Raw genomic sequence first — 24,319 nt, forward strand, 5'->3', positions numbered from 1 at the left:
TCCGGGTGGCGGTAACCGCTTGCGCGGTCCCTGCGATCAATCAAAAAAGAAGGAACGCCTCTGGCTTCAACGGCCGGATGGCGGAGTGGTGGAATCGCGAACAATCAAGCGGGGAACCAGGGTCTGCTTGTCCCCTGCCCCATCCGTGGAGGTGCCGTCCATCAACTGCATCAGACGCGTCATGGCCCGGTCGCCGAGCTCGGCGATGCTGACCTGCATGGTGGTCAGCGACGGGTGGACGAAACGCGCCAGTGGAATGTCATCGAAACCCGCCAAGGCCACATCGGCCGGGACGCGGACCCCTGCCTGCGTGAACGCATACAGGCAGCCCAGGGCCATCATGTCGTTGGCGGCGAATACGGCATCGGGCAGCGCTCCGGCTGCCAGCAACTCCTGACCGGCACGATGGCCGGAAGCTTCGTCGAAATCACCGGGCAACTCGATGCCTTCGGCGCCACCGCCAGAAGCCGCCAGCGCGTCACGGAAGCCGCGCAGGCGCTCGCGCGCGTCGAAGTTGAGGTCCGGGCCAGAAATGAATGCAATGCGCCGGTGACCAGCGTCGAGCAGGTGGCGGGTCATCGCCATTGCGCCGGCGTGGTCGTCGATGCTCAGCACCGGGTGGTCCTGCCCGGGCAGGTAGGTGTTGATCAACACCGTCGGCAACGACTGCGGCAGGTTGTCGGTCAGGAAGCCCGGGCTCTCGGCATAGGGCGAAAGCACCAGCAGGCCGTCGACGCGGCCGCGCATGGCACGCAGGGCGGCGCCCTGCTGTTCCTGGTCACCGTGGTAGCTGGACACCAGCAGGTGCTGGCGGCGGTTGCGGGCCACCCCGTCAATGCCGCGCATCAGCTCGGAGAAGAACTCGCCGTACAGGTCAGGCAGCACCACGCCCACCGTATTGGTGCGGCGGCTGCTCAGGCTGCGGGCGGCGGCGTGCGGGGTGTAACGCAGCCGTGCGGCCACCTCCAGCACAAGCTGGCGGACCGGTTCGGCGACATTTTCATGTCCGTTGAGCGCGCGGGAAACCGTGGCCACGGAGACCCGGGCTTCGCGTGCGACGTCTTTGATTGTGATAGCTGCCTTGTTCACGAAGCCGCCCTCCACGGCTTGGACCTACCAGCATTGGCGCGGAATGTAAGCGTTTCCATCCAGGCTTGTAAACAGTCCGTTAGGCGAATGTCCCGAAATGGACATGAAAATCTGTCCGTGGCGAGGCCTGCAGGGACCGGCCAGGACAGTGCGGGACAAGGACTCAGCCCTGTTCTGACGGGGTATGTGCGCGGATGGACAGCGCGTGGATATCGGTTTCCATCATCGATCCCAGCGCGGCATAGACCGCGCGATGCCGGGCCAAGGGAGCCAGTCCTGCGAAGCGCTCACTGACCACATGCACGTTGAAATGGCCGCGCCCGTCGCGCGCACCGGCATGGCCGGCGTGACGATGACTGTCGTCCTCGATCTCCAGCACGCTCGGCGCCAACGCCTGCTGCAGCGCATCACGGATCCGCTCGATCCGTTCCGCGTTCACGGCAGCACCTTGCGGAACGGGCGGACCTGAACGCGGGTGTAGACGCCTGCAGCCACGTACGGGTCGGCATCGGCCCAGGCCTGGGCCTGCGGCAGCGACTCGAACTGCGCGATCACCACCGAACCGCTGAAACCGGCCGGGCCCGGGTCTTCACTGTCCACCGCCGGGCACGGCCCGGCCAGCAGCAGGCGTCCCGCGTCGCGCAGCGCATGCAGCCGCGCCAGATGCTCCGGCCGCGCCTGCAGCCGCTGCGCCAGCACATCCTGGCCGTCATACCCTTCGATCACATACCACACCGGCATTTCCTCGCTTGCATTGTCGGGTCCGCCGATTCTAGCCAATGCAGCCCCTGCCCCGGTCCGGCTGGACACTGGCGCAGCAAAGGCTTACCCTAGACTCCATTGCACGTGGCTGGATGCAGCAGCCCGTTGGTTTCTGCGGCCACGCAGCCCCCGACGACAGATCCGCTGCTTCAAACCGGACCACCTGGCCGGGCCACGTAGACGACCTCCCCGTAGTTCTGTCGCTGCCGTTTACTGCGGCGCGTCCTGCTGTTTGATATGTGTGGAATCGCGCCGATCCCGGCGCGTCTGGTGCCCTGGGGCTCCGTGGCGTTGGCCCGGCGAACCCGGTGCCGCGACTGGTCCGTTGCAATCCTGATGTCCATTAGATGACTTCCGAACTCGCGCTCGACGCGAACCCGCCAACCCGGCCGCCCGCCCCCCAGCAGCAGGAAATGCCGCTGGCCGTGGTGCATGGGCAACCGGTCCTGCAGATCCCGCAGGACCTGTACATCCCGCCGGACGCGCTGGAAGTCATCCTGGACGCCTTCGAAGGCCCGCTGGACCTGCTGCTGTACCTGATCCGCCGCCAGAACCTGGATGTGCTGGACATTCCCGTGGCCGAAATCACCCGGCAGTACGTGGAATACATCACCGTGATGCGCGAGCTGCGCTTCGAGCTGGCGGCCGAGTACCTGGTGATGGCCGCGATCCTGGCCGAGGTGAAGTCGCGGATGCTGCTGCCGCGCCCGGTCAGCGAGGAAGGCGATGAGGCCGACCCGCGCGCCGAGCTGGTGCGCCGGCTGCAGGAGTACGAACGTTTCAAGCAGGCCGCCGAGGACATCGACGCCCTGCCCCGCCAGGACCGCGACACGACGGTGGCGCATGCCTTCATGCCCGAGCGCGCCACGGTGAAGCTGCCGCCGCCGGTGGACCTGAAGGAAATGCTGCTGGCCCTGCACGACGTGCTCAAGCGCGCCGAGCTGTTCAGCGGCCACGCCATCAAGCGCGAAGCACTGAGTGTGCGGCAACGCATGGGCGAAGTACTGGGACGCCTGGAAGACGGCAAGTTCTATCGTTTTGAAGGGCTGTTCACCGCCGAAGAAGGCAAGCTGGGCGTGCTTGTTACGTTCCTGGCAGTGCTGGAACTGGCCAAGGAACAGTTGCTGGACATCGTCCAGGAAGAACCGCTGGCGCCGATCTACGTGAAGTCGCTGGCTGCTGGCAACACCAACGCGCCGCTGCAGTTCAGCAGCGAGTTTGACGACAACGACGCCGCCAATGCCAACGAGTGAGCGCTGACTGCCGATGGATCAATCGCTGATCGACCGCATTGTCGAGGGTGCCCTGCTGGCCTCCAGCCAGCCACTCACCCTGGCCCAGCTGAAGGACCTGTTTCCGGAAGAGGAACCGGCACCGCCGGGCAGCATCGAACGTGCGCTGGAGCGCCTGCGCGAGGCCTGCGAAGGTCGTGGCGTGGAACTGGTCGAGGTCGCCTCCGGCTTCCGCTACCAGGTCACCAGCGAAGTACATGGCTGGATCAGCCGGCTGTGGACCGAACGCAAGACCCGCTACACCCGCGCCACCCTGGAAACCCTGGCGCTGATCGCCTACCGGCAGCCGATCACCCGCGGTGAGATCGAGCAGGTGCGCGGCGTGGCGGTCAGCAGCAACATCATCCAGGCGCTGGAAGAACGCGAATGGATCCGCGTGGTCGGCCACCGCGACGTGCCCGGCAAGCCGGCGCTGTTCGGCACCACCAAGGGCTTCCTGGACTACTTCGGGCTGAAGCGACTGGACGAACTGCCGCCGCTGTCGGAACTGAAGGACCTGGGCGAGCTGGAACCGCAGCTGGCCCTGGACCGTGATGCACCGGCCGTGGCCGGTGCCGAGGGTCCGGACATCTCGGCCAGCGCCGATGGCGTTGCCGCGAACGATGACGCCGGCCTGGCCGGCAGTGACACCCCCGATTCCGCCAATGCAGCCCCTGCATCGGCCTCCGATGAGCAAGCACCTTCGCCCCTCGATGATGGGCACCCCGATTCCGCGCCGGGCGAGCGCGCGGTGCCAGTGAACGAACGCGAAGACAACGCCGTCGCGATGACGACCGTGGCTGTTGACCAAGCCGATTCCGAACCAGAGGCCGACCTCGAAACCGTCGGCCGGAGCAAAACTGATGAGTGACACCCCCCGTAACAAGCTCTCGCTGAAGCGCGAAGCCACCTCCGAACAGTTCAAGCTGGAAGAGCGCCTGCACAAGGTGCTGGCCCAGGCCGGCCTCGGCTCGCGCCGCGCGCTGGAACAGCGCATCGCCGAAGGCCTGGTCAAGGTCAACGGTGAAGTCGCGCAGACCGGCATGTCGGTCAAGAGCGGCGACAGGATCGAACTGGATGGCCGCGGCTTCGTCGCCACTGCCCTGGCCGAGCCGTCGCGCGTGCTGGTCTACAACAAGCCGGAAGGCCAGGTGACCACCCGCGAAGATCCCGAAGGCCGCCCGACCGTGTTCGAGTCGCTGCCGCCACTGAAGGGCGCGCGCTGGATCGCCATCGGCCGCCTGGACATCAACACCACCGGCCTGCTGCTGGCCACCACCGACGGTGAGCTGGCCAACGCCATGATGCACCCGTCGTTCGAGGTCGAGCGCGAGTATGTGGTGCGCGTGCGTGCACCGGAAGGCGAGGAAAAGGTCTCCGACGCCATCGTCGACCGCCTCAGCCGTGGCGTCGCACTGGAAGACGGTCCGGCCAAGTTCGATGAGATCGAGCGCATCGGCGGCACCGATTCTCACGACTGGTTCCGCGTCGTGGTGAAGGAAGGCCGCAACCGCGAAGTGCGCCGCCTGTGGGAATCGCAGGGCTGCCAAGTCAGCCGCCTGAAGCGCACCCGCTATGGCAAGGTGAGCCTGCCGCGCGAACTGGCCCGTGGCCATTCGGTGGAACTGGGCACCGCTCAGGTGGAAGCGCTGCGTGCGCAGCTGAAGCTGGAAGAAGGCGCTCCGTCGGCATTGACGCTGCAGCCGGTGATCGGCCAGCGCCGCGCCGCAAAGACCACCGTGCGCGTGCGCGAAGGTGGCCGCGGCAATGCCTACGTCAATGGCCACAACACCGCTGACGAAGGTCGCGAGCTGCGCCGTTTCGACAACGTCCGCGAAGACCGCGGCCGTGGTCGCGGCGGCAAGGGTGGCGGCTTCAAGGGCGGCCTGACGGTCAGCGGTGAAGCAGCGGCCAAGCAGTCGCAGAAGCCGTTCAAGCAGCGCGCGCCAAAGAATGACCGTTCGCTGCCGGAAGGCAATCCGGCCGCGTTCCGCACCTGGTACGTGCCCGATGGCGTGAGCACCGGCCCGAGCGGCCATCGCAATGCCGGCCCGGGCGCACGTGGCCCGGGTGCCCGAGGTCCGGGCGCAGGCGGCCAAGGCCGTCCGTACGGCAAGCCGAAGGGCCCGGGCGCCGGTGGCGGCCAGGGCCGTGGCGGTTTCGGTGGTGAAGGCCGTGGCGGCGCAGGCGGTCAGGGTCGTCCGGCCGGTGCCGGCAACCGCTCGCAGGGCCAGGGCAACAAGCACCCGTACGGTCATCCGGGCAACGCCCCGAGCTTCCCGTCCGACCATGCAACCCCGGGTTTCAACCCGTATGGCAGCCCAAAGCCGGCACAGGGCGCCCGTCCGGGCGGTCGTGGTCCGGGTGGTGGTGGCAACCGTGGCCCGGGCGGTAACCGTGGTCCCGGCGGTCCGGGGGGCAACCGTGGCCCCGGTGGCAATCGCGGTCCCGGCGGCCCGCGCCGTAGCGGCCCACGCGGCGGCTGATCACAGGCCACGCTGAAAAGAAAATCCCCGGCGCAGGCCGGGGTTTTTCTTTGTCTGGTGGGTCGATCCGTTGGCAGATCCACGCCATGCGCGGATGAAAAGCGTGAGCTAGGAATTCTTTGAAAACGTGCAATTAGTGCCATAGGTCGACGCGAGCAACGCGATGAACGCCTATCGTGAACCCTCACCCGCAACATGAGGCATTGACGATGGCGTGGTACACCGAAGCAGCGCACCTGCAGGCAGAGAAGGTCACACAGGTATGGACTGACACGCATGGCCCGGCCGAGAAGGTCCAGGCGTCAGGCATCTATCGGTGCAAGGGCTGCAAGCGTGAAGTGACGTGCAACAAGAACGATCCATTCCCGCCCCAATCCCATCACCAGCACGCGCCCCACGAGGGCGACATCCGCTGGAAGCTGATCGTGCGCACCAACACCGACGGCATCTGATACAAAAAGGGGACGGAGGGGATTAAGTCGTTTTTGCCTCAAAGGGGCGAAAGCGACTTAATCCCCTCCGTCCCCTTTTTGGGGAATCAGCGCCGGCTGATGGTGAAGGCGGCGCCGTCCACGCCCAGGTCCCAGCCCTTGCCGGTACCGGACAGGGCCAGCGAGATGTCGCCCTTGGTCATCACCTGCGCGTTGCTGGACTTCACGGCACCCGCATGCGCGCCGACCGAGGCGTAGGTGCCCAACAGCTCGTTGACGCTGACGGCGCCAGTGAAGCTGCCACGGCCATTGGTGATCTTCGACTTGCCCACAGTGAGGCCGCCGCCCTTCACTTCGATGCGCACCGGCAGGCTGGAGCCGTTGCTGCAGCTCACGGTGCCATTGCCGGAGGCGGTCTTGTAGATCAGTGACCAGCCGGACAGGTTGTAGCGCAGCTGGCAATCAAGGTTGCCGGCGGCGTGCGCGGCCGGGGCCAACGCTGCGGCGGACAGGGCCAACAGCAGGGCGAAGGGCTTGTTCATGGCAGGACTTCCAGTTCGGTCGGACTGCCGGCGAATCTAGCAGCGCGCGCGTGCACGTTGGATGCAGGCGCGCGCGCTGGTGCGGCGGTGTTCAGGCCGCGGCTCAGGCCTGTTCGTCCAGGTGGAAGGCATCGGCATCGAGCATCGCCGGGAAACGCGCGCGATGCGCGGCCAAGGCATCGGCCGAGATGGTGGTGGTCACCACCTGCTCGCGTTCGCGGATCTCCACCTGCGGCTGGCCGAGGAAGTCGATCACCGCGCTGTCGCCGGCGTAGTGCAGCTGGTTGCCGTCCACGCCGACGCGGTTTACCGCCGCCACGAAGCACAGGTTCTCGATCGCGCGCGCGCGCAGCAAGGTCTTCCATGCATAGGCGCGCGCCGACGGCCAGTTGGCCACGAAGATCTGCAGATCGAAGTCCAGCTGCTGCGGACGCTCGACGTTGTAGCGGTTGCGGCAGAACACCGGGAAGCGCAGGTCGTAGCAGACCTGCGGATTGATCCGCCAGCCCTTCCATTCCACGCTCAGGCGCTCACGGCCGGCGGCATAACGCTCGTGCTCGCCGCCGTAGCGGAACAGGTGGCGCTTGTCGTAGTACTGCAGGTCACCATCGGGCGTGGCGAACAGCAGGCGGTTGTAGACGCCCTCGCCGTCGCGCAGCTGCACGCTGCCGATCACCGCGGCATTCAAGGCCTTGGCCTGCTCGCGTACCCAGGCCACGGTCGGGCCGTCCATGCCTTCGGCCTGGGCAATGGCCTCGTTGGAGAAACCACTGGTGAAGGTCTCCGGCAGGATCACCAGGTCGGTGCTGCCGGCCAGCGGCGCCAGCAGCGCGCCATAGTAGGCACGGTTGCCGGCCGGGTCGTGCCAGCGGGTGTCGCCCTGGACGAGGGAAATGCGCAGGTCCTGCATGTCTACGGCTCCGCTCACAGCAGGCGCAGGCGTTCGATCGCCGCGTCCATGGTCGCTTCGTTCTTGGCGAAGCACAGGCGCACCAGGCGCTGGCCGGCCGGAGGAGTCTCGTAGAACGGCGACAGCGGGATGGCGGTCACGCCCTTCTCGATGGTCAGCCACTTCACGAACTCATGGTCCGGCAGGTCGCTGATGGCCGAGTAGTCGACCAGCTGGAAGTAGCCACCCGGTACCGGCAGCGCCTTCAGGCGGGTGCTGGCCAGCTGCTCGCGGAAGCGGTCGCGCTTGGCCTGGTAGAACGCGCCCAGTTCCAGGTGGTGTTCCGGCTCATCGCGGATCATCGCGGCGAAACCGTACTGCGCCGGGCCGAAGCTGGTGAAGGTGTTGTACTGGTGCACCTTGCGGAACTCGGCGGTCAGCGCCGGCGGCGCGATCGCATAGCCGATCTTCCAGCCGGTGCAGTGGTAGGTCTTGCCGAAGCTGGAGATCACGAATGCGCGCTCGCGCAGCTCCGGGTAGCGCAGCGCCGACTCATGGCGACGGCCGTCGTAGATGATGTGCTCATACACTTCATCGGAAATCAGGTAGATCTGCGTGCCGCGCAGCAGTTCGGCCAGCGCCTGCATGTCCTGCGCCGACAGCATCGCGCCGGACGGATTGTGCGGGGTGTTGACGATCAACATGCGGGTGCGCGGGGAGATCGCTGCACGCACGCGATCCCAATCGACGGCGAAGGTCTGCGGATCGAGCGACACATGCACCGCCTTGGCGCCGGCCAGGTCGATCGCCGGCTCGTAGCAGTCGTAGGCCGGGTCGAGCACGATCACTTCCTCGCCCGCACGCACCACGGCGTGGATGGCGTTGAAGATGGCCTCGGTGCCGCCGCTGGTGACGGTGATCTCGCTGTCCGCATCCACCTGCGCGCCGTAGCAGTCCAGCGCCTTCTGGGCGATGGCCTGGCGCAGCGGGGCCACGCCGGTCATCGGCGGGTACTGGTTCAGCCCGGCGGCCATCGCCTTGGCAGTCTCATCGATCAGGCGCTGCGGCGCGGAAAAGTCCGGGAAACCCTGGCCCAGGTTGACCGCGCCGTGTTCGGCGGCGAGCTGGGACATCACGGTGAAGATCGTGGTACCGACCTTGGGCAGCTTGGTGGTGGGTTGCATCGGCCTGGAGTCTGGGGGAACGAGGCCCAGAAGTGTACGAAATCCACGCTGCGACTGTGGGTTCAGCCGGTAGCGCCGGGTCATGCCCGGCGGCTCTTTGCATATGCCTTGCGGCCGCCGGGCATGGCCCGGCGCTACCGGGACAGCATTCACCGCTACAATTGCGACCGCACTCCGGCATGAAGACCCCTGCCCCTTGAACACCCCTGCATTGCTGGCCGCCAGCGGCCTGAGCTTCTCCCGCAATGACGAGCCGGTGTTCGGCCCGCTGGACTTCCATGTGGACGCGGGTGAAGCCCTGCTGGTGCAGGGTGGCAACGGCGCCGGCAAGACCACCCTGCTGCGCGTTCTGGCCGGCCTGGCCCGGCCCGGCGCCGGCCAGGTGCGGATCGACGGCAAGCCGGCCAGCAACGCAGAGCGTGCGCGCTATGTCGCCTATCTCAGCCATCTGCCGGCGCTGAAGCCGGACCTCGGCACGCTGGAAAACCTGCACTTCCTGTGTGGCCTGCACGGCCGCCGTGCGCGGCAGATGCCCGGCAACGCGCTGGCCATCGTCGGCCTGGCCGGTTACGAGGACACTCTGGTACGCCACCTGTCGGCCGGACAGAAGCGGCGGCTGGCACTGGCGCGCATCTGGCTGTCGCCGGCGCCGCTGTGGCTGCTCGACGAACCCTATGCCAACCTCGACCTGGAGGGCATCACCCTGGTCAACCGGATGATTTCGGCGCACCTGCGCGCCGGGGGCGCTGCGCTGGTCACCACCCATGGCGCCTATGCCGCACCGCCGGTGCGCACCCGCCAGCTCGACCTCGGCGGTGCCGCATGATCGCGCCGGGTACCGAACCAGGCCTGTGGCAGACCGCAGGCGCCCTGCTCAAGCGCGACCTGCGCCTGCTCTGGCGCCGCCGCGGCGACGCATTGCAGCCGCTGCTGTTCGCGGTGCTGGTGGTGGTGCTGTTCGCGCTGGCCCAGGGTCGTGAGCCACAACTGCTGGCCGCCACCGCCGGCGCGGTGCTGTGGCTGGCCGTGCTGCTGGCGGGACAGCTGTCGCTGGATTCGCTGTTCCGTTCCGACGCCGAAGATGGCTCGCTGGAACAGTGGCTGCTGGCGCCGGTGCCGCTGGCCTGGCTGGTACTGGTGCGCGTGCTGCTGCACTGGGCCACCACGGCACTGCCGCTGATCGTGGTCAGCCCGCTGCTGGCCGAAATGCTGCATCTGCCGCATGACCAGCTGCCGATGTTGCTGGCATCGTTGCTGCTGGGAACGCCGTTGCTGAGCCTGATCGGTGGCGTGGTCGCTGCACTGACCGTTGGCATCCGGCGCTCTGGTATTCTCGTGGCGTTGCTGTCGTTGCCGCTGTACGTGCCGGTGCTGGTGTTCGGCGCAGGCAGCCTGGCGGCAGCCGGGCGCGGGCAGGATCCGGTCGGTGCGCTGCTGATGCTGGGCGCCGGCCTGCTGGTCGCGCTGGTGCTGGCGCCGCTGGCCACCGCCGCTGCAATACGTATTTCTCTGAGTTGACCGAGCTGAGAGCCAATCCACCCCTGCTGGATAGCCGCCACGCATGAATCCGATTGTCCGCTGGTTCCACCAACTCGGTTCGCCTCCCACGTTCGACCGTTTCGCTGCCCGCTGGTCGCGGGTGTTCTACCTCGCCGCAGTGCCGGTGCTGCTGGTCGGCATGTGGCAGGCGCTGCTGGTGGTGCCGCCGGAAGCCAAGCAGCTGGACAGCTTCCGCATCCTCTACATCCACGTCCCCAGTGCCTGGATGAGCCTGTTCGTGTTCGCGCTGATGGCGCTGTATGCCGCGATCGCGCTGATCTGGCGGATCAAGGTCTGCGAGATCCTGGCCATGGCCTGCGCGCCGATGGGCGCCGGCTTCACCCTCATCACCCTGCTGACCGGCAGCATCTGGGGCAAGGGCACCTGGGGCACCTGGTGGGACTGGGACCCGCGCATGACCAGCGAACTGGTACTGCTGTTCCTGTACCTGGGCGTGATCGGCCTGTACCACGCCATCGAAGACCGCCGCAGCGCCGCGCGCGCCGCTGGCCTGCTGGCCATTGTAGGTGTCAGCCTGCTGCCGGTGATCCGCTATTCGGTGGACTGGTGGGGCGGCCTGCACCAGCGCCAGTCGATCAACGTGTTCGGTGAATCGGCGATCAGCAGCGCGATGATCGCGCCGCTGTGGTGGATGGTGATCGGCACCAAATTCTGGTTCGCCGGTTCGGTGCTGGCCAAGGCCCGCGCCGACAATCTCGACCGCGAGGCCGGCAAGGCCTGGGTCGGCGGCCGTGTCGATGCCGCGCGCGCCTCCCGGGAGGCCCAGCCATGACCCACCTGCCCTATGTGATCGGCGCCTACGCCGTATTCGTGCTGGTACTCAGCGCCGATGCCCTCGGTTCGTGGCTGCGCCTGCGCGTGGCGCGCCGGCTGGCACTGGCCCGCCAGCAGCGGCAGCAGACCCGCGCTGGCAGGCAGGACGCGGCGACGACGCTGTCGACGGAGCTGGAACGATGACCCCGGTGCAGCGTCGCCGCCTGGTGTGGGTGCTGCTGGCCCTGCTCGCCTCCGGCCTGGCCACCGCGCTGGTGGCGATGGCGCTGGAGCGCAACATCGCCTACCTGTACACCCCTTCGGAAGTGCTGCGCGGCGATGTCGATGCACAGTCGCGTTTCCGCTTGGGCGGCATGGTGGTGAAGGGCTCCTTCAACCGCCCGGTGGGCTCGCTGGAGGCGCGCTTCGAGGTGACCGACGGCGATGCACAGCTGGCGGTGACCACCTCGCGGATCCTGCCGGACATGTTCGCCGAAGGCACCGCGGTGGTCGCCAGTGGCCGCCTGCAGGACGGTGTCTTCGTCGCCGACGAAGTGCTGGCCAAGCACGATGAGAAGTACGTGCCGAAGGAAGTGGCCGACAAGATGGGCGATGCCCATCGCAAGCACGACGTGCCGGTGACGGCCCCCGAGGTGCGCTGAGTGCTGCCCGAACTGGGTCAGATCCTGCTGTTGTGTGCGTTGCTGGCCTCGCTGCTGCAGGCCGGCCTGCCGCTGGTCGGTGCGCATCGCAACAATGCGGCATGGATGGCAGTGGCGCGGCCTGCCGCCTTCGCGCAGCTGCTGCTGTTGGCCGGCGCCTTCGCGGTGCTGACCGCCGCGTTCGTGCAGCAGGATTTCTCGGTGCGCTACGTGGCCGAGAACTCCAATTCGCTGCTGCCGCTGATCTATCGCTATTCGGCGGTGTGGGGCGCGCATGAGGGCTCGCTGCTGATGTGGGCGCTGGTGCTGGCATTGTGGACCGGCGCGGTGGCGCTGTTCTCGCGGCACCTGCCGGCACCGGTGCAGGCGCGCGTGCTGGCAGTGATGGGCGTGGTCAGCGCCGGCTTTCTCGCCTTCCTGATCTTCACCTCCAATCCGTTCCTGCGCCTGAACCCGGCGCCGCTGGAAGGCCGCGACCTCAACCCGCTGCTGCAGGACCCGGGGCTGATCATCCATCCGCCGATGCTGTACCTGGGCTACGTAGGCTTCGCGGTGCCCTTCGCCTTCGCGGTTGCCGCGCTGCTGGAAGGTCGCGTGGATGCGCGCTGGCTGCGCTGGACGCGGCCGTGGACCAACGTCGCCTGGGGCTTTTTGACCCTGGGCATCGCACTGGGCAGCTGGTGGGCCTACTACGAGCTGGGTTGGGGCGGCTGGTGGTTCTGGGACCCGGTGGAAAATGCCAGCTTCATGCCGTGGCTGGTCGGTGCGGCATTGATCCATTCGCAGGCCGTCACTGAAAAGCGCGGCACCTTCGGCAGCTGGACCCTGCTGCTGGCGATCGCCGCGTTCGCGCTGTCGCTGCTGGGCACCTTCCTGGTGCGCTCGGGCGTGCTGACCAGCGTGCATTCGTTCGCTGCCGATCCTTCGCGCGGCCTGTTCATCCTGGTGTTCCTGTCGGTGCTGGTCGGCGGCAGCCTGCTGCTGTATGCGCTGCGCGCCAGCCAGCTGAGCGTGGATGCCGATGATCCACGCCGTGGCTTCACCGCCACCTCGCGCGAGACCCTGCTGCTGGCCAACAACCTGCTGCTGGCCACCGCCTGCGCGATGGTACTGCTCGGCACGCTGTACCCGCTGCTGGCCGATGCGCTGTCGCTGGGCAAGATCTCGGTCGGCCCGCCCTACTTCGGCAGCCTGTTCCTGCTGCTGATGGCGCCGATGATCCTGTTGCTGCCGTTCGGCCCGCTGGTGAAATGGCAGCGTGACCAGCCCTCGCGCGCCTTCGCGTTGCTGGCACCCTGGCTGGGCCTGTCGCTGCTGCTGGGCGCGCTGGCCTGGTGGCAGGCACCGCAGAATGGCTGGAAGGCCGGCATCGGCGTCGCCGCTGCGGCCTGGGTCGCACTCGGCACCGGGCGCTTCGTCTGGCAGCGCCTACGTGGCAATGGCCGCTTCACCGCCGAAATGCTCGGCATGAACGTCGCCCACGCCGGCATCGCCGTGTTCCTGGCCGGTGCGCTGCTGGTGGAAGCGCTGAACGTGCAACGCGAAGTGGCGCTGGCGCCTGGCCAGCAGCTGGTGATCGGTCGCCACGAAGTGCGCTTCGAGGGCGTGGACCATCGCGAAGGCCCCAACTTCATCGCCGACCGCGGCCACCTGCGCGTGTTCCTCGACGGCCGCGAGCTGGCCCTGCTGCATCCGGAGAAGCGCCAGTACGCCAGCGGCGGCCAGGTGATGACCGAGGCCGGCATCGATGCACGCTTCGACGGCGATGTCTACGTGGCATTGGGCGAGCCGCTGGGCAACAATGCATGGGCGGTACGGGTGCACATCAAGCCGTTCGTGCGCTGGATCTGGCTGGGCGCGCTGCTGATGGCCCTGGGCGGATTCATCACCGCCGCCGACCGCCGTTTCCGTCGTCCGTAGGAGTTCCCATGTCCGAGTCCCCCGCCCCGCGCCCCTCCCGCCCGCTGCCGCCGGTAGCCATCGTGATCGGCGTGCTGTTCTTCTTCGGCCTGCTCGGGCTGATGATCTACGGGGTGATGAAATCGGGCGACCCGCAGCGCGACGTGCTGCCGTCGGCACTGATCGACAAGCCGGCGCCGGCCTTCGCGCTGCCGGTATTGCATGACCCGGAAATGATCGTACACAGCGACGACCTGCGCGGTGCGCCCTATCTGCTGAACGTCTGGGGCAGCTGGTGCGCGGCCTGCCGCGAAGAACATCCGGTGCTGACCCGCTTTGCCGAGAGCAAGCGCGTGCGCGTGATCGGCTACAACTGGAAGGATGATCCGAAGGACGCGCTGCACTGGCTGGAACAGCTGGGCAACCCGTTCATGGTGGTGCTCAGTGACGTCGAGGGCCGCACCGCGATCGACTGGGGCGTGACCGCCGCACCGGAGACGTTCCTGGTCGATGGCAGTGGCATCGTGCGCTGGAAGTACAGTGGCGCGATGACCCAGCGCGTGGTCGACGAGAAGCTGATCCCGGCACTGCAGAAGATCGAGAAGGCCCAGGGCAGTGCCGGCAACACCCTGCATACGGCGCCCTGAGCCGATGCGCTGGCTGCTGGCGCTGCTGCTCCTGATGGTGCCGCTGTCCGCGCTGGCCCAGCAGCCGCTGCACGATCCGCAGCCGCTGCAGTTCCGCGATGATGCCGAGGAACGCCGCTTCCATGACCTGGCCGCGCAGCTGCGCTGCGTGCAGTGCCAGAACCAGTCGCTGGCCGATTCCAATGCGCAGATCGCGCAGGACCTGCGCCGCGAGGTGCTGCAGCTGATGCAGCAGGGCCACGACGACGCACAGATCAAGCAGTTCCTGGTCGCCCGCTACGGTGAGTTCGTGCTCTATCAACCACCGTTGCAGCCGGGCACCTGGCTGCTGTGGGGCGGTCCCCTGCTGATGCTCGGCGCCGGTGCACTGGTGGTGCTGGGCATCGTCCGCCGACGTGGACGCACCGTCGGCGCGGCACCGGCCGGCAAGGCCGATGAAGGAGACGAATGGTGAACCATTGGCTGCCGGTGCTGGCCGGCCTGGTTGCTGCGCTGATGGCAGCACTGGTGCTGTGGCCGTTGCGCCACCAAGGTCGTCGCGGTTTCGTGGTCGGCGTGTTCGCACTGGGCGTGGCCGGTGCCTGCCTGTACCTGCTGGTCGGTGATCCGCGTGCAGCACAGGTGCAGCCGACGCCGTCGATAGCCACCCTGCGCGATGGCGTGCAGGCCCTGCAGGATGCACTGAAGCGCGACCCTCAGCGTGCCGATGGCTGGGCATTGCTCGGGCGTTCGCAGGCCGAACTGGGCAATGCCTCAGCTGCGGCAGACGCCTTCGCGAAGGCCGCCGAACTGGCACCGGATGATCCGGGCGTGCTGGTGGAAGCCGCGCAGGCGCGCGCGCAGGCTGATGCCGGCAAGCAGTTCGACGACACCGCGATGGCCTGGTTGCAGCAGGCACGTACACAGGCCCCCGACGCCGAGCGCGCCAGCTGGCTGCTGGGCATTGCCCTGCGGCAGCGCGGAAAGAACGCCGAGGCTGCGGACGTGTGGAGCGGCCTGCTGCCGCGACTGGAACCGGGTGCCGCGCGTGCGCTGCAGGCGCAGATCGCGATTGCCCGCGAGGCCGCTGGCCAGGCGCCCGATGCTGGCGCTGCGGCGCCAGCGGCGCTGCTGCAGGTGCGCGTGCAGCTGCCGGCACTGAAGAACGCCGACTGGCCCGCCAGCACCCAGGTGTTCGTACTGGCGCGCGCCGTGGATGGACCGCCGATGCCGGTGGCCGCTCGCAAGCTGCCGCTGGCCGGCTTCCCGGCCACGATTGCGCTGGGCGACGGTGACAGCCCGATGCCAACCGCACCGCTGTCGGCCCATCGCGAAGTGGAAGTGCTGGCACGCATCTCGCGCAGCGGCAGCGCCAACCGCAGCGAGGATGACCTGCAGAGCGTTCCGGTGAAGGTAAGCCTGCCGCATGAAGGCGTGGTGGAACTGCGGTTTCCCTGACCTGTAGAGCCGAGCCCATGCTCGGCTGCGATTGGGTTGCCGGCGCCCGCCAGCCGAACATCGGCTCGGCTCTACAGTAGATCCACGCCATGCGTGGATACGGGCACCGATGGAAGCCAGCGTGTCGCCAGCTCCACATGCGGCCCCGCTAGAATGCCCGCATGACTGAATTCATCCCGCCCGGCACCCGCTTCCACGCTCTGCCCTCGCCCTTCCCGTTCAAGCGCGGTGGCGCCCTGCATGGCGCACGGGTGGCCTACGAGACCTGGGGAACGCTGGCCGCCGATGCCAGCAATGCGATCCTGATCGTGACCGGCCTGTCGCCGGATGCGCATGCGGCGGCCAACGAGGCCAACCCGGCACCGGGCTGGTGGGAAGCGATGGTTGGCCCCGGCAAGCCGATCGATACCAACCGCTGGTTCGTGGTGTGCGTGAATTCGCTGGGCAGCTGCAAGGGCTCGACCGGCCCCGCTTCGCTCAACCCGGCCACGGGCGAACCGTATCGCCTGGGCTTCCCCGAGCTGTCGGTCGAAGACGGCGCCCGCGCCGCCGTCGACGTCGTGCGTGCACTGGGCATCGAGCGACTGGCCTGCGTGGTCGGCAACTCGATGGGCGGCATGACGGCCCTTGCCATCCTGATGCTGCATCCGGGCATCGCGCGCAGCCACGTCAACATTTCCGGCAGCGCGCAGGCGTTGCCGTTCTCGATCGCCATCCGCTCGCTTCAGCGCGAGGCGATCCGCCTTGACCCGCGCTGGAATGGCGGCCACTACGACGATGCCGAGTACCCCGAGTCCGGCATGCGCATGGCGCGCAAGCTGGGCGTGATCACCTACCGCTCCGCACTGGAGTGGGATGGCCGCTTCGGCCGCGTACGGCTGGATTCGGACCAGACCGACGACGATCCGTTCGGCCTGGAATTCCAGGTGGAAAGCTATCTGGAAGGCCACGCACGGCGCTTCGTGCGTTTCTTCGATCCGAACTGCTACCTGTACCTGAGCCGCTCGATGGACTGGTTCGACCTGGCCGAGTATGCCGACGGCGACGTGCTGGCCGGGCTCGCGAAGATCCGGGTGGGGAAGGCGCTGGCGATCGGCGCCAACACCGACATCCTGTTCCCCGTGCAGCAGCAGCAACAGATTGCCGATGGCCTGCGCGCCGGCGGTGCCGATGCGCACTTCATCGGCCTGGAATCGCCGCAGGGCCACGACGCCTTCCTCGTCGATTTCGAGCGTTTCGGCCCGGCCGTGCGCGGCTTCCTCGACGCGCTGTAAGTGGCGTGGCGGCGTAATCTCGCGCTGGCTGCTTTCGGCGCGTTGGCTGCATTGATGATCAGCGGCGTGCTGCCGCTGTGGCTGGGTGGGTGGTGCCTGCTGGCCAGCGCGGTGTCGTTCGGCCTCTATGGCCATGACAAGCGCGCGGCGCAGCGAAAGCAGTGGCGGATTCCCGAACGCACGCTGCAGCTGCTGGCGTTCGCCGGCGGCTGGCCCGGCGCGCTGCTGGGCCAGGCGATGTTCCGCCACAAGCATCGCAAGGCCGCGTTCCAATGGGTGTTCTGGCTGTGCGTGCTGGCCAACGTGGCCTCGATCGCGGTACTGCTGCGCGAGTTCTCGCGGTAACCGTTCGAATGGGTAGTGCCGGCCGCTGGCCGGCAACGTCATGATGTTCGACGCGGATGCGTGGTTGCCGGCCAGCGGCCGGCACTACCGGGGTGTTTTCACGCTTCGCGCTCCAACACCCCATCACGCAACCGGTACTGCGCATCGACCACGCCTTCGGGCAGGTCGTCGTGGGTGATCATCAACAGGCTGCGCCCGTCCAGCAACCCGGATAGATCCTGCAGCAGCGCACGTGCGGTATCCACGTCCAACCCTTCGGTTGGTTCGTCCAGCAGCAGGATCGGCGCGTTGCGCAGCAGTGCCCGCGCCAGCGCCAGCCGTCGCGCCTGGCCGGCCGACATCGTCGCGCCGTTCTCGCCCACCCAGGCCTGCAGGCCACCGTTGCGCTCGGCCCAGTCGCCCAGGCGCACGCGACGGAGGACCGCCCACAAGGCGGCGTCGCTGGCATCGGGATCGCCCAACCGCAGGTTTTCTGCCACGCTGCCGGCAAACACCGGTGCGTTCTGTGGCAGCCACGCCAGTTGCTGGTGCCACTCAGCCTGGGCGACGTCGCGCAGATCGCGGCCACCATAGGTGATTCGCCCCTGCTGCGGATCCCACAGCCGCAGCAGCAGGCTGGACAGCGTGGTCTTGCCACTGCCGCTGTCGCCGCGGATGGCAATGCGTTCGCCTGGCGCCAGGGTCAGCTGGAGGCCGGTCAGCACCGGCCGCGCCGCGCCCGGCCACTGGAAATGCACATTGTCCCAATGCACGCGCGCGGCTTGCGGCACCGGCTGTGGCACCTGCGGATCGTCCACCGTCGGCGGTTGCTCGATGATCGCCTGCAGGCGATCGGCGGCAATGCGCCCGGACTGCAGCGACTGCCAGGCCAGGCCCATGCCGGCCCACAGTTCGATCAACGCCACGGTCAGGAACACGAGGCCCGCCGCCATCTCCGGCGCAATGCGCTGCTGTTCGGCGGCGGACAGGGCCAGCGCCAGCATCGCCACCAGGCCCAGCCCCGCCACCAGGCCGTGCAGGGTCGAGGCCGCGATCAGGCGCCAACGGCGGCGGCGGTCGCGCGAGGCCAGCTGCTTGGCTGCCACGCGCACCTTCAGCTGCCACGCGGCATCGGCATGCAGCGCGGCCAGATCTCCCGCCCCTTCCAACCCTTCAAAGGCCGCGGTGCGCAATGCGGCGCGATGCGCGGCGCGGTCCGCTTCTTCCTCATCGTGGCCCCGCACGCCCAGCCACGGCACGCCCAAGGCGATCAGCAGCGCCAGTACCGCCAGCAGGACTGACGCCGACGGCAGGATCAGCGCAGCCGATGCAACCGCCACCACCGACAGCGCACCCAGCGCCACCAGCGGCCCGATCGCCCGTACCAGCAGGCCATCCACTTCGCCGATGTCGCCCAGCAGGCGCGCCAGCAGCTCCCCGGTGCGCGTAGCCCCCAGCCGTGCCGGCGCCAGTGGCAGCGCGCGGCGGAAGAACCAGACGCGCAGATCGCGGGCGATGCGCAGGGTGGCATCGTGGCCCACCAGCTTTTCGAAGTAGCGCGACACGATGCGCGCCAGGGTCAAGCCACGGATACCCGCAGACGGCGAGAAGAAATTGAATCCCTGCCCCAGGCCTGCGGCACCGGCCAGCGCGGCCGCGGTGAGGAAACCACCGGACAGGCCCAGCAATGCAGTGCCGGCCAGCATCGTGGTCCACAACAACAGGATCGTCAGCAACAGGCGCGGACGATGGCGCAGGAACACCGCGCGCAGCGAATCGGGCGAACGGCTCATGCGCGCACCGCCTGTGCCGGTTCCACCAGGCGGCCTTCCGGCAACAGCAGGCAACGATCGGCCCAGGCGATCACCGCCGGGCTGTGGGTGGCGACCACCACGCTGCGGCCACGTGCATATGCCGCCAGGCTGCGCAGCAATGCCGCTTCGGTATCGGCATCCAGGAACGCGGTGGGTTCGTCCAGCAGCAGCACCTGCGGATCACGCAGCAGGAGACGGGCCAGGCCGATGCGACGCGCCTCACCACCGGACAGGCCGAAGCCACGTTCGCCGATCACCGTATCCAGCCCCTGCGGCAGGCGCTGCGCAAACTGCAATACCTGCGAAGCCTCGGCCACCGCGCGCAGGCGCGCATCGCTGGCGCCGGGATCGGCCAGGCGCAGGTTGTCGGCGATGCTGCCGTGGAACAGGTACGGACGCTGGCTGGCATAGGCCACCTGCACGCCGGGACGCACCTGCAGCTTGCCGGCACGCGGTGGCAGCCAACCGGCCAGAGCCTCCAGCAACGTACTCTTGCCTGCACCGCTGGGACCGACCAGGGCCAGGCGCTGGCCCGGTTCCAGCAGCACGTCCAGATCCTGCAGCACATCGTGCGGCGCGCCCAGCGGACGCAGCACCAGCCCCTGTGCCCGCAGCGGCGGCAGCGCGGCCTCGGCCGGTTCCACCGCCAGCGGCGCAGCTTCGTTCTCGATCAGGCCCTGCTCATCGGGCAGCGACTGCAGCAGGCGCTCCACCTCGGCAGCGGCAGCCAGGGCATTGGCACGGTCGTGGTAGTGCGCGGCCAGCCGTCGCAGCGGCGCATAGAATTCCGGCGCCAGCAGCAGGCAGAACAGGCCCGCCCCCAGCGTCGGTACCGCTGCATGCAGCGACATCATGCCCAGATAGCTCAGCCCGAGGTACAGGGCGACCATCGCCACGCTGACCGAGGCGAAGAACTCCAGCACCGTGGACGACAGGAAAGCGATGCGCAGAACCTTCAGGGTGCGCACGCGCACGCCTTCGGCAGCTGCCTCGATCCCCTCCAGCTCAGCCTCGCCGCGGCCATACAGGCGCAGCAGGCCCAGGCCCTTGATGCGATCGGCGAAATGGCCGCTCATCCGCGCCAGCTCACCCAGCTGCGCGCGGCCGGCCGCTTCGGCCCCCCAGCCCACCAGCATCATGAAGAACGGTACCAACGGTGCAGTGAACAGCAGGATCAGCGCCACCACCCAGTCGACCCAGGCTACGGCGGCCAGGATCAGCAGCGGCACCACCACCACTTCGGTGCGTACCGGCAGGAAACCGCTGTAATAGCTCTCGATCGCATCAGCGTGATGCAGCATCAGTTCGCCCAGTTCGCCGGTGCGGCGCTGGCGCAGCCACAGCGGCCCATGGCCAAGCAGGCGTCCGAACACGCGTTCACGCAGGGCCAACCGCGCGGCATCGGCCACATCACCGGCGGCGGCCTGGGTGGCGCTGCCCAGCAGCGTGCGCGCCACCAGGATCGCCGCCAGACCGCCCAGCACCGGCAACCCCGAGGCCAGCGGCGCGCGCTCCACCAGCACCTGCTGCACCAGCCAGGCGATGGCGGCCGCCTGGCCGATCAACAGGGCACCGGACAGGCTGATGCACAGTGCCGCCAGCCGCTGGCGGCCTCGAGCAGGCCGCGCCAGATCGGCCAGCCACGCGCTGCGGGCGCGCCGCTGGCGGGTCGTTTCGGCGTCCTGGGACAGGGCGACGGAGGAGGTTTCGGCAGCGCTCAAGGGGTCTTCACGGGCAACGGGGGAGACACGGCATTGTAGGCGCAGGCAATGGCCGGCCTCTGCGGCCAGCAGTCGCAGTCTTCATCAGGTTGGCATACGATCAACCGGGGCACCTGTTCATACATTGATCTGGATCAAGGCTGTTTGAAGTAGTCGGTCACATCATTCACGTCGTAGACCACCCTTCCCGCCACCTGCAACGGCACTATCCAACGAGGTAGCCAGGCCATGATTGATCAGACAGTCGTAGAACTGTCGCGGCTGCAATTCGCGCTGACCGCGATGTACCACTTCCTATTCGTACCGCTCACCCTCGGCCTGTCCTTCATGGTGGCCATCATGGAGAGCGTGTACGTGATGACCGGCAAGGAGATCTGGCGCAGGATGACCCTGTTCTGGGGCGTCCTGTTCGGCATCAACTTCGCCATGGGCGTCGCCACCGGCATCGTCATGGAGTTCCAGTTCGGCATGAACTGGTCCTACTACAGCCACTACGTCGGTGACATCTTCGGTGCGCCGCTGGCCATCGAAGGCCTGATGGCCTTCTTCCTGGAAGCCACCTTCGTCGGCCTGTTCTTCTTCGGCTGGAACCGCCTGACCAAGGTCAAGCACCTGATGGTGACCTGGCTGATGGCGCTGGGTACCAACCTGTCGGCGATCTGGATCCTGGTCGCCAACGGCTGGATGCAGAACCCGACCGGTGCGGTGTTCAACCCGGAAACCATGCGCATGGAAGTGGTCGACTTCATGGCGGTGGTGTTCAACCCGGTGGCGCAGGCCAAGTTCGTGCACACCGTCAGCGCCGGTTATGTGACCGGTGCGGTGTTCGTGATGGCGATCAGCGCCCTGTTCCTGCTGCGCAACAAGCACAAGGACCTGGCCCGTCGTTCGTTCGCGGTGGCCGCAGCGTTCGGCCTACTGTCCTCGCTGTCGGTGGTGGTGCTGGGTGACGAGAGCGGTTACGCCGCCAGTGAACACCAGAAGATGAAGCTGGCCGCGATCGAAGCGATGTGGGAGACCGAGCGTGCGCCGGCCGACTTCACCGCCTTCGGCATCCCGAACCAGGACACCCACCAGAACGACTACGCGGTGAAGATCCCGTACCTGATGGGCCTGATCGCCACCCGTTCGTTGAACCAGCCGATTCCGGGCATCCTGGAACTGGTCGAGCGCGCCGAACACCGCGTGCGCGGTGGCCAGCTCGCCTACGGCGCGCTGGAACGCCTGCGTGCGAACAAGAACGACGTGGAAGCGCGCGAGATGTTCGACCGCCACTGGCAGGACCTGGGCCACGGCCTGCTGCTCAAGCGCTATCGCGATGACATCCTCAACGCCACCCCGCAGGAAATCTCGCAGGCGGCGATGGACACGGTGCCGCGCGTGATGCCGCTGTTCTGGACCTTCCGCGTGATGGCCGGCCTGGGCTTCTACCTGATCGCCTTCTTCGCGCTGGCCTTCTACTACTCGTGCCGCAACAACTTCCAGGACAAGCGCTGGTTCCTCAAGCTGGCCCTGTGGACGCTGCCGGCACCGTGGATCGCGATCGAGTGCGGCTGGTTCGTCGCCGAATACGGCCGCCAGCCGTGGGCGGTCGATGGCGTGCTGCCGACCTTCTATGCGGCATCGGGCCTGGCCCTGCATGAAATCGTGCTGACCCTGGCCGGCTTCACCGCGATCTACACCGCGCTGATCGTGGTCGAGATCAAGCTGATGCTCAAGGCGATCCGCAAGGGGCCGGACGAACTGCTGCCGTCGCTGCAGTCGCCCCAGCCGCATGCTTCCCACAATGCCTCGGCGCCGGCCGCCGGCCAGGCCTGAGGCAGGAGAACCAAGATGGATTTCATTCTTCTGGACTACACCACGCTGCGCGTGATCTGGTGGCTGCTGCTCGGCATCCTGCTGATCGGCTTCGCCGTGATGGATGGTTTCGACCTGGGCGTGGGCACCCTGCTGCCCTTCGTCGCCCGCACTGATGCCGAGCGCCGCCGGGTGATCAACACCATCGGCCCGGTCTGGGAAGGCAACCAGGTGTGGCTGATCCTGGGTGGCGGCGCGATCTTCGCCGCCTGGCCGCCGCTGTATGCGGTCAGCTTCTCCGGGTTCTACCTGGCGATGTTCGTGATCCTGTTCGCCCTGATCCTGCGTCCGGTCGGCTTCAAGTTCCGCAGCAAGATGCCCAGCGAACGCTGGCGCAACACCTGGGACTGGGCGCTGTTCATTGGTGGCTTCATTCCCGCACTGATCATGGGCGTGGCCGTGGGCAACGTGCTGTTGGGCGTTCCGTTCCATTTCGATGACAGCATGCGCATCTTCTACACCGGCTCGTTCTTCGGCCTGCTGATGCCCTTCGCGCTGCTGGCCGGCCTGCTCAGCGTCTCGATGCTGGTCGCCCACGGTGCGGCCATGCTGGTGATCAAGACCGACGGCCCGGTGGCCGAGCGTGCGGCCCGCTTCGGCAGCATCGCGGCAATCATCGCCTTCGTGCTGTTCGCAGTGGGTGGCGCCTGGGTGGCCTTCGGCCTGCCGGGTTACCAGATCACCTCGCAGGTGGTTACCGATGGCGCCACCAATCCGCTGCTGAAGACCGCCGAACTCGGCGCCGCCGGTGGCTGGATGCGCAACTACAGCGCGATGCCGGCCACGATCCTGGCCCCGCTGCTCGGCCTGGCGGGTCTGCTGGCCAGTGCGGTGCTGCTGCGTGCCCGTCGTGGTGGCCTGGCCTTCATCGCCTCCGGTGCGGCCATCGCCGGCATCATCCTGACCGTCGGCTTCGCCATCTTCCCGTTCCTGCTGCCGTCCTCGAGCCAGCCCACCTCCAGCCTGACCGTGTGGGATGCCTCGTCCAGCCACCTGACCCTGTGGATCATGCTGCTGGCCACGGCGGTGTTCCTGCCGATCATCCTCGCCTACACCACCTGGGTGTACCGCGTGCTGAAGGGCAAGACCACCACCGAAGAGATGGGCAACAACCCGAACGCGTATTGATTGCTTGCACGAGTGCCGACCAACGGTCGGCACCTACCCGGAATGAAGGAGACTGATCATGTGGTATTTCGCCTGGATTCTCGGTGCCGGCCTTGCTTCGACGGTGGCCATCCTCAACGGCATGTGGTTCGAAGCCCGCGAGCAGAACCGCGTCGAGAAGGAAAATCGTCACTGAGCCGTAAAAAAACCTTGCCGCCCTGGCCTTCACACGGTATCTTAGGCGGCTCCTTCGGGGTGTAGCTCAGTCTGGTAGAGCGCTACGTTCGGGACGTAGAGGTCGCAGGTTCGAATCCTGTCTCCCCGACCACTCACGTGGTCGCATTGAAGCCTGGTGAAGTCATCCAGGCTTTTTTGTTCCCTGAGGTGGCACTGCTTCGGCAGTGTGAAGAAAACAGCATTCACCCCTTGCCGCCATCGGGGTGAATCGCTAGAATAGGCGGCTCCCTTCGGGGTGTAGCTCAGTCTGGTAGAGCGCTACGTTCGGGACGTAGAGGTCGCAGGTTCGAATCCTGTCTCCCCGACCACTTCGGTGGTCACCAAGAAGCCTGGAAGACATCACTGTCCTCCGGGTTTTTTTGTACCCGGCGCC

Annotated in this window: 26 protein-coding genes and 2 tRNA genes; 20 read left to right on the forward strand and 8 right to left on the reverse strand. The window is 67.4% G+C overall.

Annotation, left to right across the window (positions count from 1 at the left end):
* Positions 1-66: 66 nt before the first annotated feature.
* The 3 genes from AC5P7X_RS14075 to AC5P7X_RS14085 all read right to left on the reverse strand — a co-directional run bounded on the left by AC5P7X_RS14075 (position 67) and on the right by AC5P7X_RS14085 (position 1,824).
* Positions 67-1,104 (reverse strand): LacI family DNA-binding transcriptional regulator, encoded by a 1,038-nt coding sequence (locus tag AC5P7X_RS14075; protein WP_005417630.1) that lies wholly within the window; start codon positions 1,102-1,104, stop codon positions 67-69.
* Positions 1,105-1,252: 148 nt separating this feature from the next.
* Positions 1,253-1,528 carry a BolA family protein gene (locus AC5P7X_RS14080; protein ID WP_253135290.1) on the reverse strand — a complete coding sequence of 92 codons (276 nt, stop codon included), beginning with the start codon at positions 1,526-1,528 and terminating at the stop codon, positions 1,253-1,255.
* The gene (locus AC5P7X_RS14085) at positions 1,525-1,824 is read right to left on the reverse strand and encodes a YciI family protein (RefSeq protein ID WP_005417634.1); all 300 of its coding nucleotides are present in this window, start codon (positions 1,822-1,824) and stop codon (positions 1,525-1,527) included. Before AC5P7X_RS14085 ends, AC5P7X_RS14080 begins: the two co-directional genes overlap by 4 nt.
* 374 nt (positions 1,825-2,198) lie before the next feature.
* Here AC5P7X_RS14085 and AC5P7X_RS14090 point away from each other — a divergent pair, with 374 nt between their 5' ends.
* The 4 genes from AC5P7X_RS14090 to AC5P7X_RS14105 all read left to right on the forward strand — a co-directional run bounded on the left by AC5P7X_RS14090 (position 2,199) and on the right by AC5P7X_RS14105 (position 6,060).
* A complete protein-coding gene (locus AC5P7X_RS14090; RefSeq protein ID WP_005417635.1) occupies positions 2,199-3,104 on the forward strand; it encodes a segregation and condensation protein A in 906 nt (301 codons plus the stop codon).
* Positions 3,105-3,117: 13 nt separating this feature from the next.
* A complete protein-coding gene (scpB, locus tag AC5P7X_RS14095) occupies positions 3,118-3,993 on the forward strand; it encodes an SMC-Scp complex subunit ScpB (RefSeq protein ID WP_053497859.1) in 876 nt (291 codons plus the stop codon).
* A complete protein-coding gene (locus AC5P7X_RS14100) occupies positions 3,986-5,608 on the forward strand; it encodes a pseudouridine synthase (protein WP_005417637.1) in 1,623 nt (540 codons plus the stop codon). Before scpB ends, AC5P7X_RS14100 begins: the two co-directional genes overlap by 8 nt.
* Before the next feature lie 209 nt (positions 5,609-5,817).
* A complete protein-coding gene (locus AC5P7X_RS14105; protein WP_005417638.1) occupies positions 5,818-6,060 on the forward strand; it encodes a hypothetical protein in 243 nt (80 codons plus the stop codon).
* Positions 6,061-6,146: 86 nt separating this feature from the next.
* On the opposite strand, the gene AC5P7X_RS14110 is transcribed toward AC5P7X_RS14105, so the two are convergent.
* The 3 genes from AC5P7X_RS14110 to AC5P7X_RS14120 all read right to left on the reverse strand — a co-directional run bounded on the left by AC5P7X_RS14110 (position 6,147) and on the right by AC5P7X_RS14120 (position 8,654).
* Positions 6,147-6,581, reverse strand: coding sequence for a hypothetical protein (locus tag AC5P7X_RS14110; protein WP_171957279.1), 435 nt, complete (start codon positions 6,579-6,581; stop codon positions 6,147-6,149).
* Positions 6,582-6,684: 103 nt separating this feature from the next.
* The gene (locus tag AC5P7X_RS14115) at positions 6,685-7,491 is read right to left on the reverse strand and encodes an amidohydrolase (RefSeq protein WP_111176245.1); all 807 of its coding nucleotides are present in this window, start codon (positions 7,489-7,491) and stop codon (positions 6,685-6,687) included.
* Positions 7,492-7,505: 14 nt separating this feature from the next.
* Positions 7,506-8,654, reverse strand: coding sequence for a pyridoxal phosphate-dependent aminotransferase (locus tag AC5P7X_RS14120; protein ID WP_065186054.1), 1,149 nt, complete (start codon positions 8,652-8,654; stop codon positions 7,506-7,508).
* A gap of 103 nt (positions 8,655-8,757) precedes the next feature.
* Here AC5P7X_RS14120 and ccmA point away from each other — a divergent pair, with 103 nt between their 5' ends.
* The 11 genes from ccmA (at position 8,758) to AC5P7X_RS14175 (ending at position 17,231) form a co-directional block, all read left to right on the forward strand.
* Positions 8,758-9,480 carry a heme ABC exporter ATP-binding protein CcmA gene (gene ccmA / locus AC5P7X_RS14125; RefSeq protein ID WP_423181106.1) on the forward strand — a complete coding sequence of 241 codons (723 nt, stop codon included), beginning with the start codon at positions 8,758-8,760 and terminating at the stop codon, positions 9,478-9,480.
* Positions 9,477-10,172, forward strand: a complete 696-nt coding sequence (gene ccmB / locus AC5P7X_RS14130; RefSeq protein WP_006456616.1) for a heme exporter protein CcmB — start codon at positions 9,477-9,479, stop codon at positions 10,170-10,172. The genes ccmA and ccmB overlap by 4 nt, the downstream gene beginning before the upstream one ends.
* 43 nt (positions 10,173-10,215) lie before the next feature.
* On the forward strand, positions 10,216-10,986 hold the full coding sequence (ccmC, locus tag AC5P7X_RS14135; RefSeq protein WP_033832945.1) for a heme ABC transporter permease CcmC: 771 nt from the start codon (positions 10,216-10,218) through the stop codon (positions 10,984-10,986).
* Positions 10,983-11,171: a heme exporter protein CcmD gene (locus AC5P7X_RS14140; RefSeq protein ID WP_005417652.1), complete on the forward strand. Its 189-nt coding sequence runs from the start codon at positions 10,983-10,985 to the stop codon at positions 11,169-11,171. The genes ccmC and AC5P7X_RS14140 overlap by 4 nt, the downstream gene beginning before the upstream one ends.
* On the forward strand, positions 11,168-11,629 hold the full coding sequence (gene ccmE, locus AC5P7X_RS14145; RefSeq protein ID WP_005417653.1) for a cytochrome c maturation protein CcmE: 462 nt from the start codon (positions 11,168-11,170) through the stop codon (positions 11,627-11,629). The genes AC5P7X_RS14140 and ccmE overlap by 4 nt, the downstream gene beginning before the upstream one ends.
* Entirely contained in the window at positions 11,630-13,549 is a 1,920-nt protein-coding gene (locus tag AC5P7X_RS14150) for a heme lyase CcmF/NrfE family subunit (protein WP_495215044.1), read from the forward strand. It abuts the gene before it with no gap.
* Positions 13,550-13,557: 8 nt separating this feature from the next.
* Positions 13,558-14,175 (forward strand): DsbE family thiol:disulfide interchange protein, encoded by a 618-nt coding sequence (locus AC5P7X_RS14155; RefSeq protein WP_053497870.1) that lies wholly within the window; start codon positions 13,558-13,560, stop codon positions 14,173-14,175.
* 4 nt (positions 14,176-14,179) lie between these two features.
* A complete protein-coding gene (locus AC5P7X_RS14160; RefSeq protein WP_495215045.1) occupies positions 14,180-14,629 on the forward strand; it encodes a cytochrome c-type biogenesis protein in 450 nt (149 codons plus the stop codon).
* The gene (locus AC5P7X_RS14165) at positions 14,623-15,612 is read left to right on the forward strand and encodes a tetratricopeptide repeat protein (RefSeq protein ID WP_053497874.1); all 990 of its coding nucleotides are present in this window, start codon (positions 14,623-14,625) and stop codon (positions 15,610-15,612) included. The genes AC5P7X_RS14160 and AC5P7X_RS14165 overlap by 7 nt, the downstream gene beginning before the upstream one ends.
* Positions 15,613-15,773: 161 nt before the next feature.
* Positions 15,774-16,886: a homoserine O-acetyltransferase MetX gene (metX, locus tag AC5P7X_RS14170; protein ID WP_053501041.1), complete on the forward strand. Its 1,113-nt coding sequence runs from the start codon at positions 15,774-15,776 to the stop codon at positions 16,884-16,886.
* Positions 16,887-17,231: a DUF1294 domain-containing protein gene (locus tag AC5P7X_RS14175; RefSeq protein ID WP_053501039.1), complete on the forward strand. Its 345-nt coding sequence runs from the start codon at positions 16,887-16,889 to the stop codon at positions 17,229-17,231.
* A gap of 98 nt (positions 17,232-17,329) precedes the next feature.
* Here the strand turns inward: AC5P7X_RS14175 and cydC are convergent, their stop codons facing one another.
* The gene (cydC, locus tag AC5P7X_RS14180) at positions 17,330-19,003 is read right to left on the reverse strand and encodes a thiol reductant ABC exporter subunit CydC (protein WP_253135278.1); all 1,674 of its coding nucleotides are present in this window, start codon (positions 19,001-19,003) and stop codon (positions 17,330-17,332) included.
* Positions 19,000-20,745 carry a thiol reductant ABC exporter subunit CydD gene (cydD, locus tag AC5P7X_RS14185; RefSeq protein ID WP_053501035.1) on the reverse strand — a complete coding sequence of 582 codons (1,746 nt, stop codon included), beginning with the start codon at positions 20,743-20,745 and terminating at the stop codon, positions 19,000-19,002. Before cydD ends, cydC begins: the two co-directional genes overlap by 4 nt.
* 228 nt (positions 20,746-20,973) lie before the next feature.
* Here cydD and AC5P7X_RS14190 point away from each other — a divergent pair, with 228 nt between their 5' ends.
* The 5 genes from AC5P7X_RS14190 (at position 20,974) to AC5P7X_RS14210 (ending at position 24,254) form a co-directional block, all read left to right on the forward strand.
* Positions 20,974-22,563 carry a cytochrome ubiquinol oxidase subunit I gene (locus tag AC5P7X_RS14190; protein WP_053501033.1) on the forward strand — a complete coding sequence of 530 codons (1,590 nt, stop codon included), beginning with the start codon at positions 20,974-20,976 and terminating at the stop codon, positions 22,561-22,563.
* Positions 22,564-22,578: 15 nt separating this feature from the next.
* Positions 22,579-23,730, forward strand: coding sequence for a cytochrome d ubiquinol oxidase subunit II (gene cydB / locus AC5P7X_RS14195; RefSeq protein WP_053501030.1), 1,152 nt, complete (start codon positions 22,579-22,581; stop codon positions 23,728-23,730).
* A gap of 58 nt (positions 23,731-23,788) precedes the next feature.
* Positions 23,789-23,905, forward strand: coding sequence for a cytochrome bd-I oxidase subunit CydX (cydX, locus tag AC5P7X_RS14200; protein WP_171957269.1), 117 nt, complete (start codon positions 23,789-23,791; stop codon positions 23,903-23,905).
* A 55-nt stretch (positions 23,906-23,960) separates the two neighbouring features.
* Positions 23,961-24,037 (forward strand) — tRNA-Pro (locus AC5P7X_RS14205).
* 140 nt (positions 24,038-24,177) lie between these two features.
* Positions 24,178-24,254 (forward strand) — tRNA-Pro (locus tag AC5P7X_RS14210).
* The last annotated feature ends 65 nt before the right edge of the window (positions 24,255-24,319 follow it).

This window comes from Stenotrophomonas sp. YJH_SMC_53 (assembly GCF_059369995.1).

Excerpts from the sequence above, each read along its gene's own strand:
- AC5P7X_RS14120 (WP_065186054.1), bottom strand. The coding sequence starts at position 8,654 with ATGCAACCCACCACCAAGCTGCCCAAGGTCGGTACCACGATCTTCACC.
- AC5P7X_RS14110 (WP_171957279.1), bottom strand. The coding sequence starts at position 6,581 with ATGAACAAGCCCTTCGCCCTGCTGTTGGCCCTGTCCGCCGCAGCGTTG.
- AC5P7X_RS14115 (WP_111176245.1), bottom strand. The coding sequence starts at position 7,491 with ATGCAGGACCTGCGCATTTCCCTCGTCCAGGGCGACACCCGCTGGCAC.
- scpB (WP_053497859.1), top strand. The coding sequence starts at position 3,118 with ATGGATCAATCGCTGATCGACCGCATTGTCGAGGGTGCCCTGCTGGCC.
- AC5P7X_RS14155 (WP_053497870.1), top strand. The coding sequence starts at position 13,558 with ATGTCCGAGTCCCCCGCCCCGCGCCCCTCCCGCCCGCTGCCGCCGGTA.
- AC5P7X_RS14140 (WP_005417652.1), top strand. The coding sequence starts at position 10,983 with ATGACCCACCTGCCCTATGTGATCGGCGCCTACGCCGTATTCGTGCTG.
- AC5P7X_RS14105 (WP_005417638.1), top strand. The coding sequence starts at position 5,818 with ATGGCGTGGTACACCGAAGCAGCGCACCTGCAGGCAGAGAAGGTCACA.
- cydX (WP_171957269.1), top strand. The coding sequence starts at position 23,789 with ATGTGGTATTTCGCCTGGATTCTCGGTGCCGGCCTTGCTTCGACGGTG.
- cydB (WP_053501030.1), top strand. The coding sequence starts at position 22,579 with ATGGATTTCATTCTTCTGGACTACACCACGCTGCGCGTGATCTGGTGG.
- AC5P7X_RS14100 (WP_005417637.1), top strand. The coding sequence starts at position 3,986 with ATGAGTGACACCCCCCGTAACAAGCTCTCGCTGAAGCGCGAAGCCACC.
- metX (WP_053501041.1), top strand. The coding sequence starts at position 15,774 with ATGACTGAATTCATCCCGCCCGGCACCCGCTTCCACGCTCTGCCCTCG.
- ccmC (WP_033832945.1), top strand. The coding sequence starts at position 10,216 with ATGAATCCGATTGTCCGCTGGTTCCACCAACTCGGTTCGCCTCCCACG.
- AC5P7X_RS14090 (WP_005417635.1), top strand. The coding sequence starts at position 2,199 with ATGACTTCCGAACTCGCGCTCGACGCGAACCCGCCAACCCGGCCGCCC.
- ccmB (WP_006456616.1), top strand. The coding sequence starts at position 9,477 with ATGATCGCGCCGGGTACCGAACCAGGCCTGTGGCAGACCGCAGGCGCC.
- AC5P7X_RS14160 (WP_495215045.1), top strand. The coding sequence starts at position 14,180 with ATGCGCTGGCTGCTGGCGCTGCTGCTCCTGATGGTGCCGCTGTCCGCG.
- AC5P7X_RS14190 (WP_053501033.1), top strand. The coding sequence starts at position 20,974 with ATGATTGATCAGACAGTCGTAGAACTGTCGCGGCTGCAATTCGCGCTG.
- ccmE (WP_005417653.1), top strand. The coding sequence starts at position 11,168 with ATGACCCCGGTGCAGCGTCGCCGCCTGGTGTGGGTGCTGCTGGCCCTG.
- ccmA (WP_423181106.1), top strand. The coding sequence starts at position 8,758 with ATGCCTTGCGGCCGCCGGGCATGGCCCGGCGCTACCGGGACAGCATTC.
- AC5P7X_RS14165 (WP_053497874.1), top strand. The coding sequence starts at position 14,623 with ATGGTGAACCATTGGCTGCCGGTGCTGGCCGGCCTGGTTGCTGCGCTG.
- cydC (WP_253135278.1), bottom strand. The coding sequence starts at position 19,003 with ATGAGCCGTTCGCCCGATTCGCTGCGCGCGGTGTTCCTGCGCCATCGT.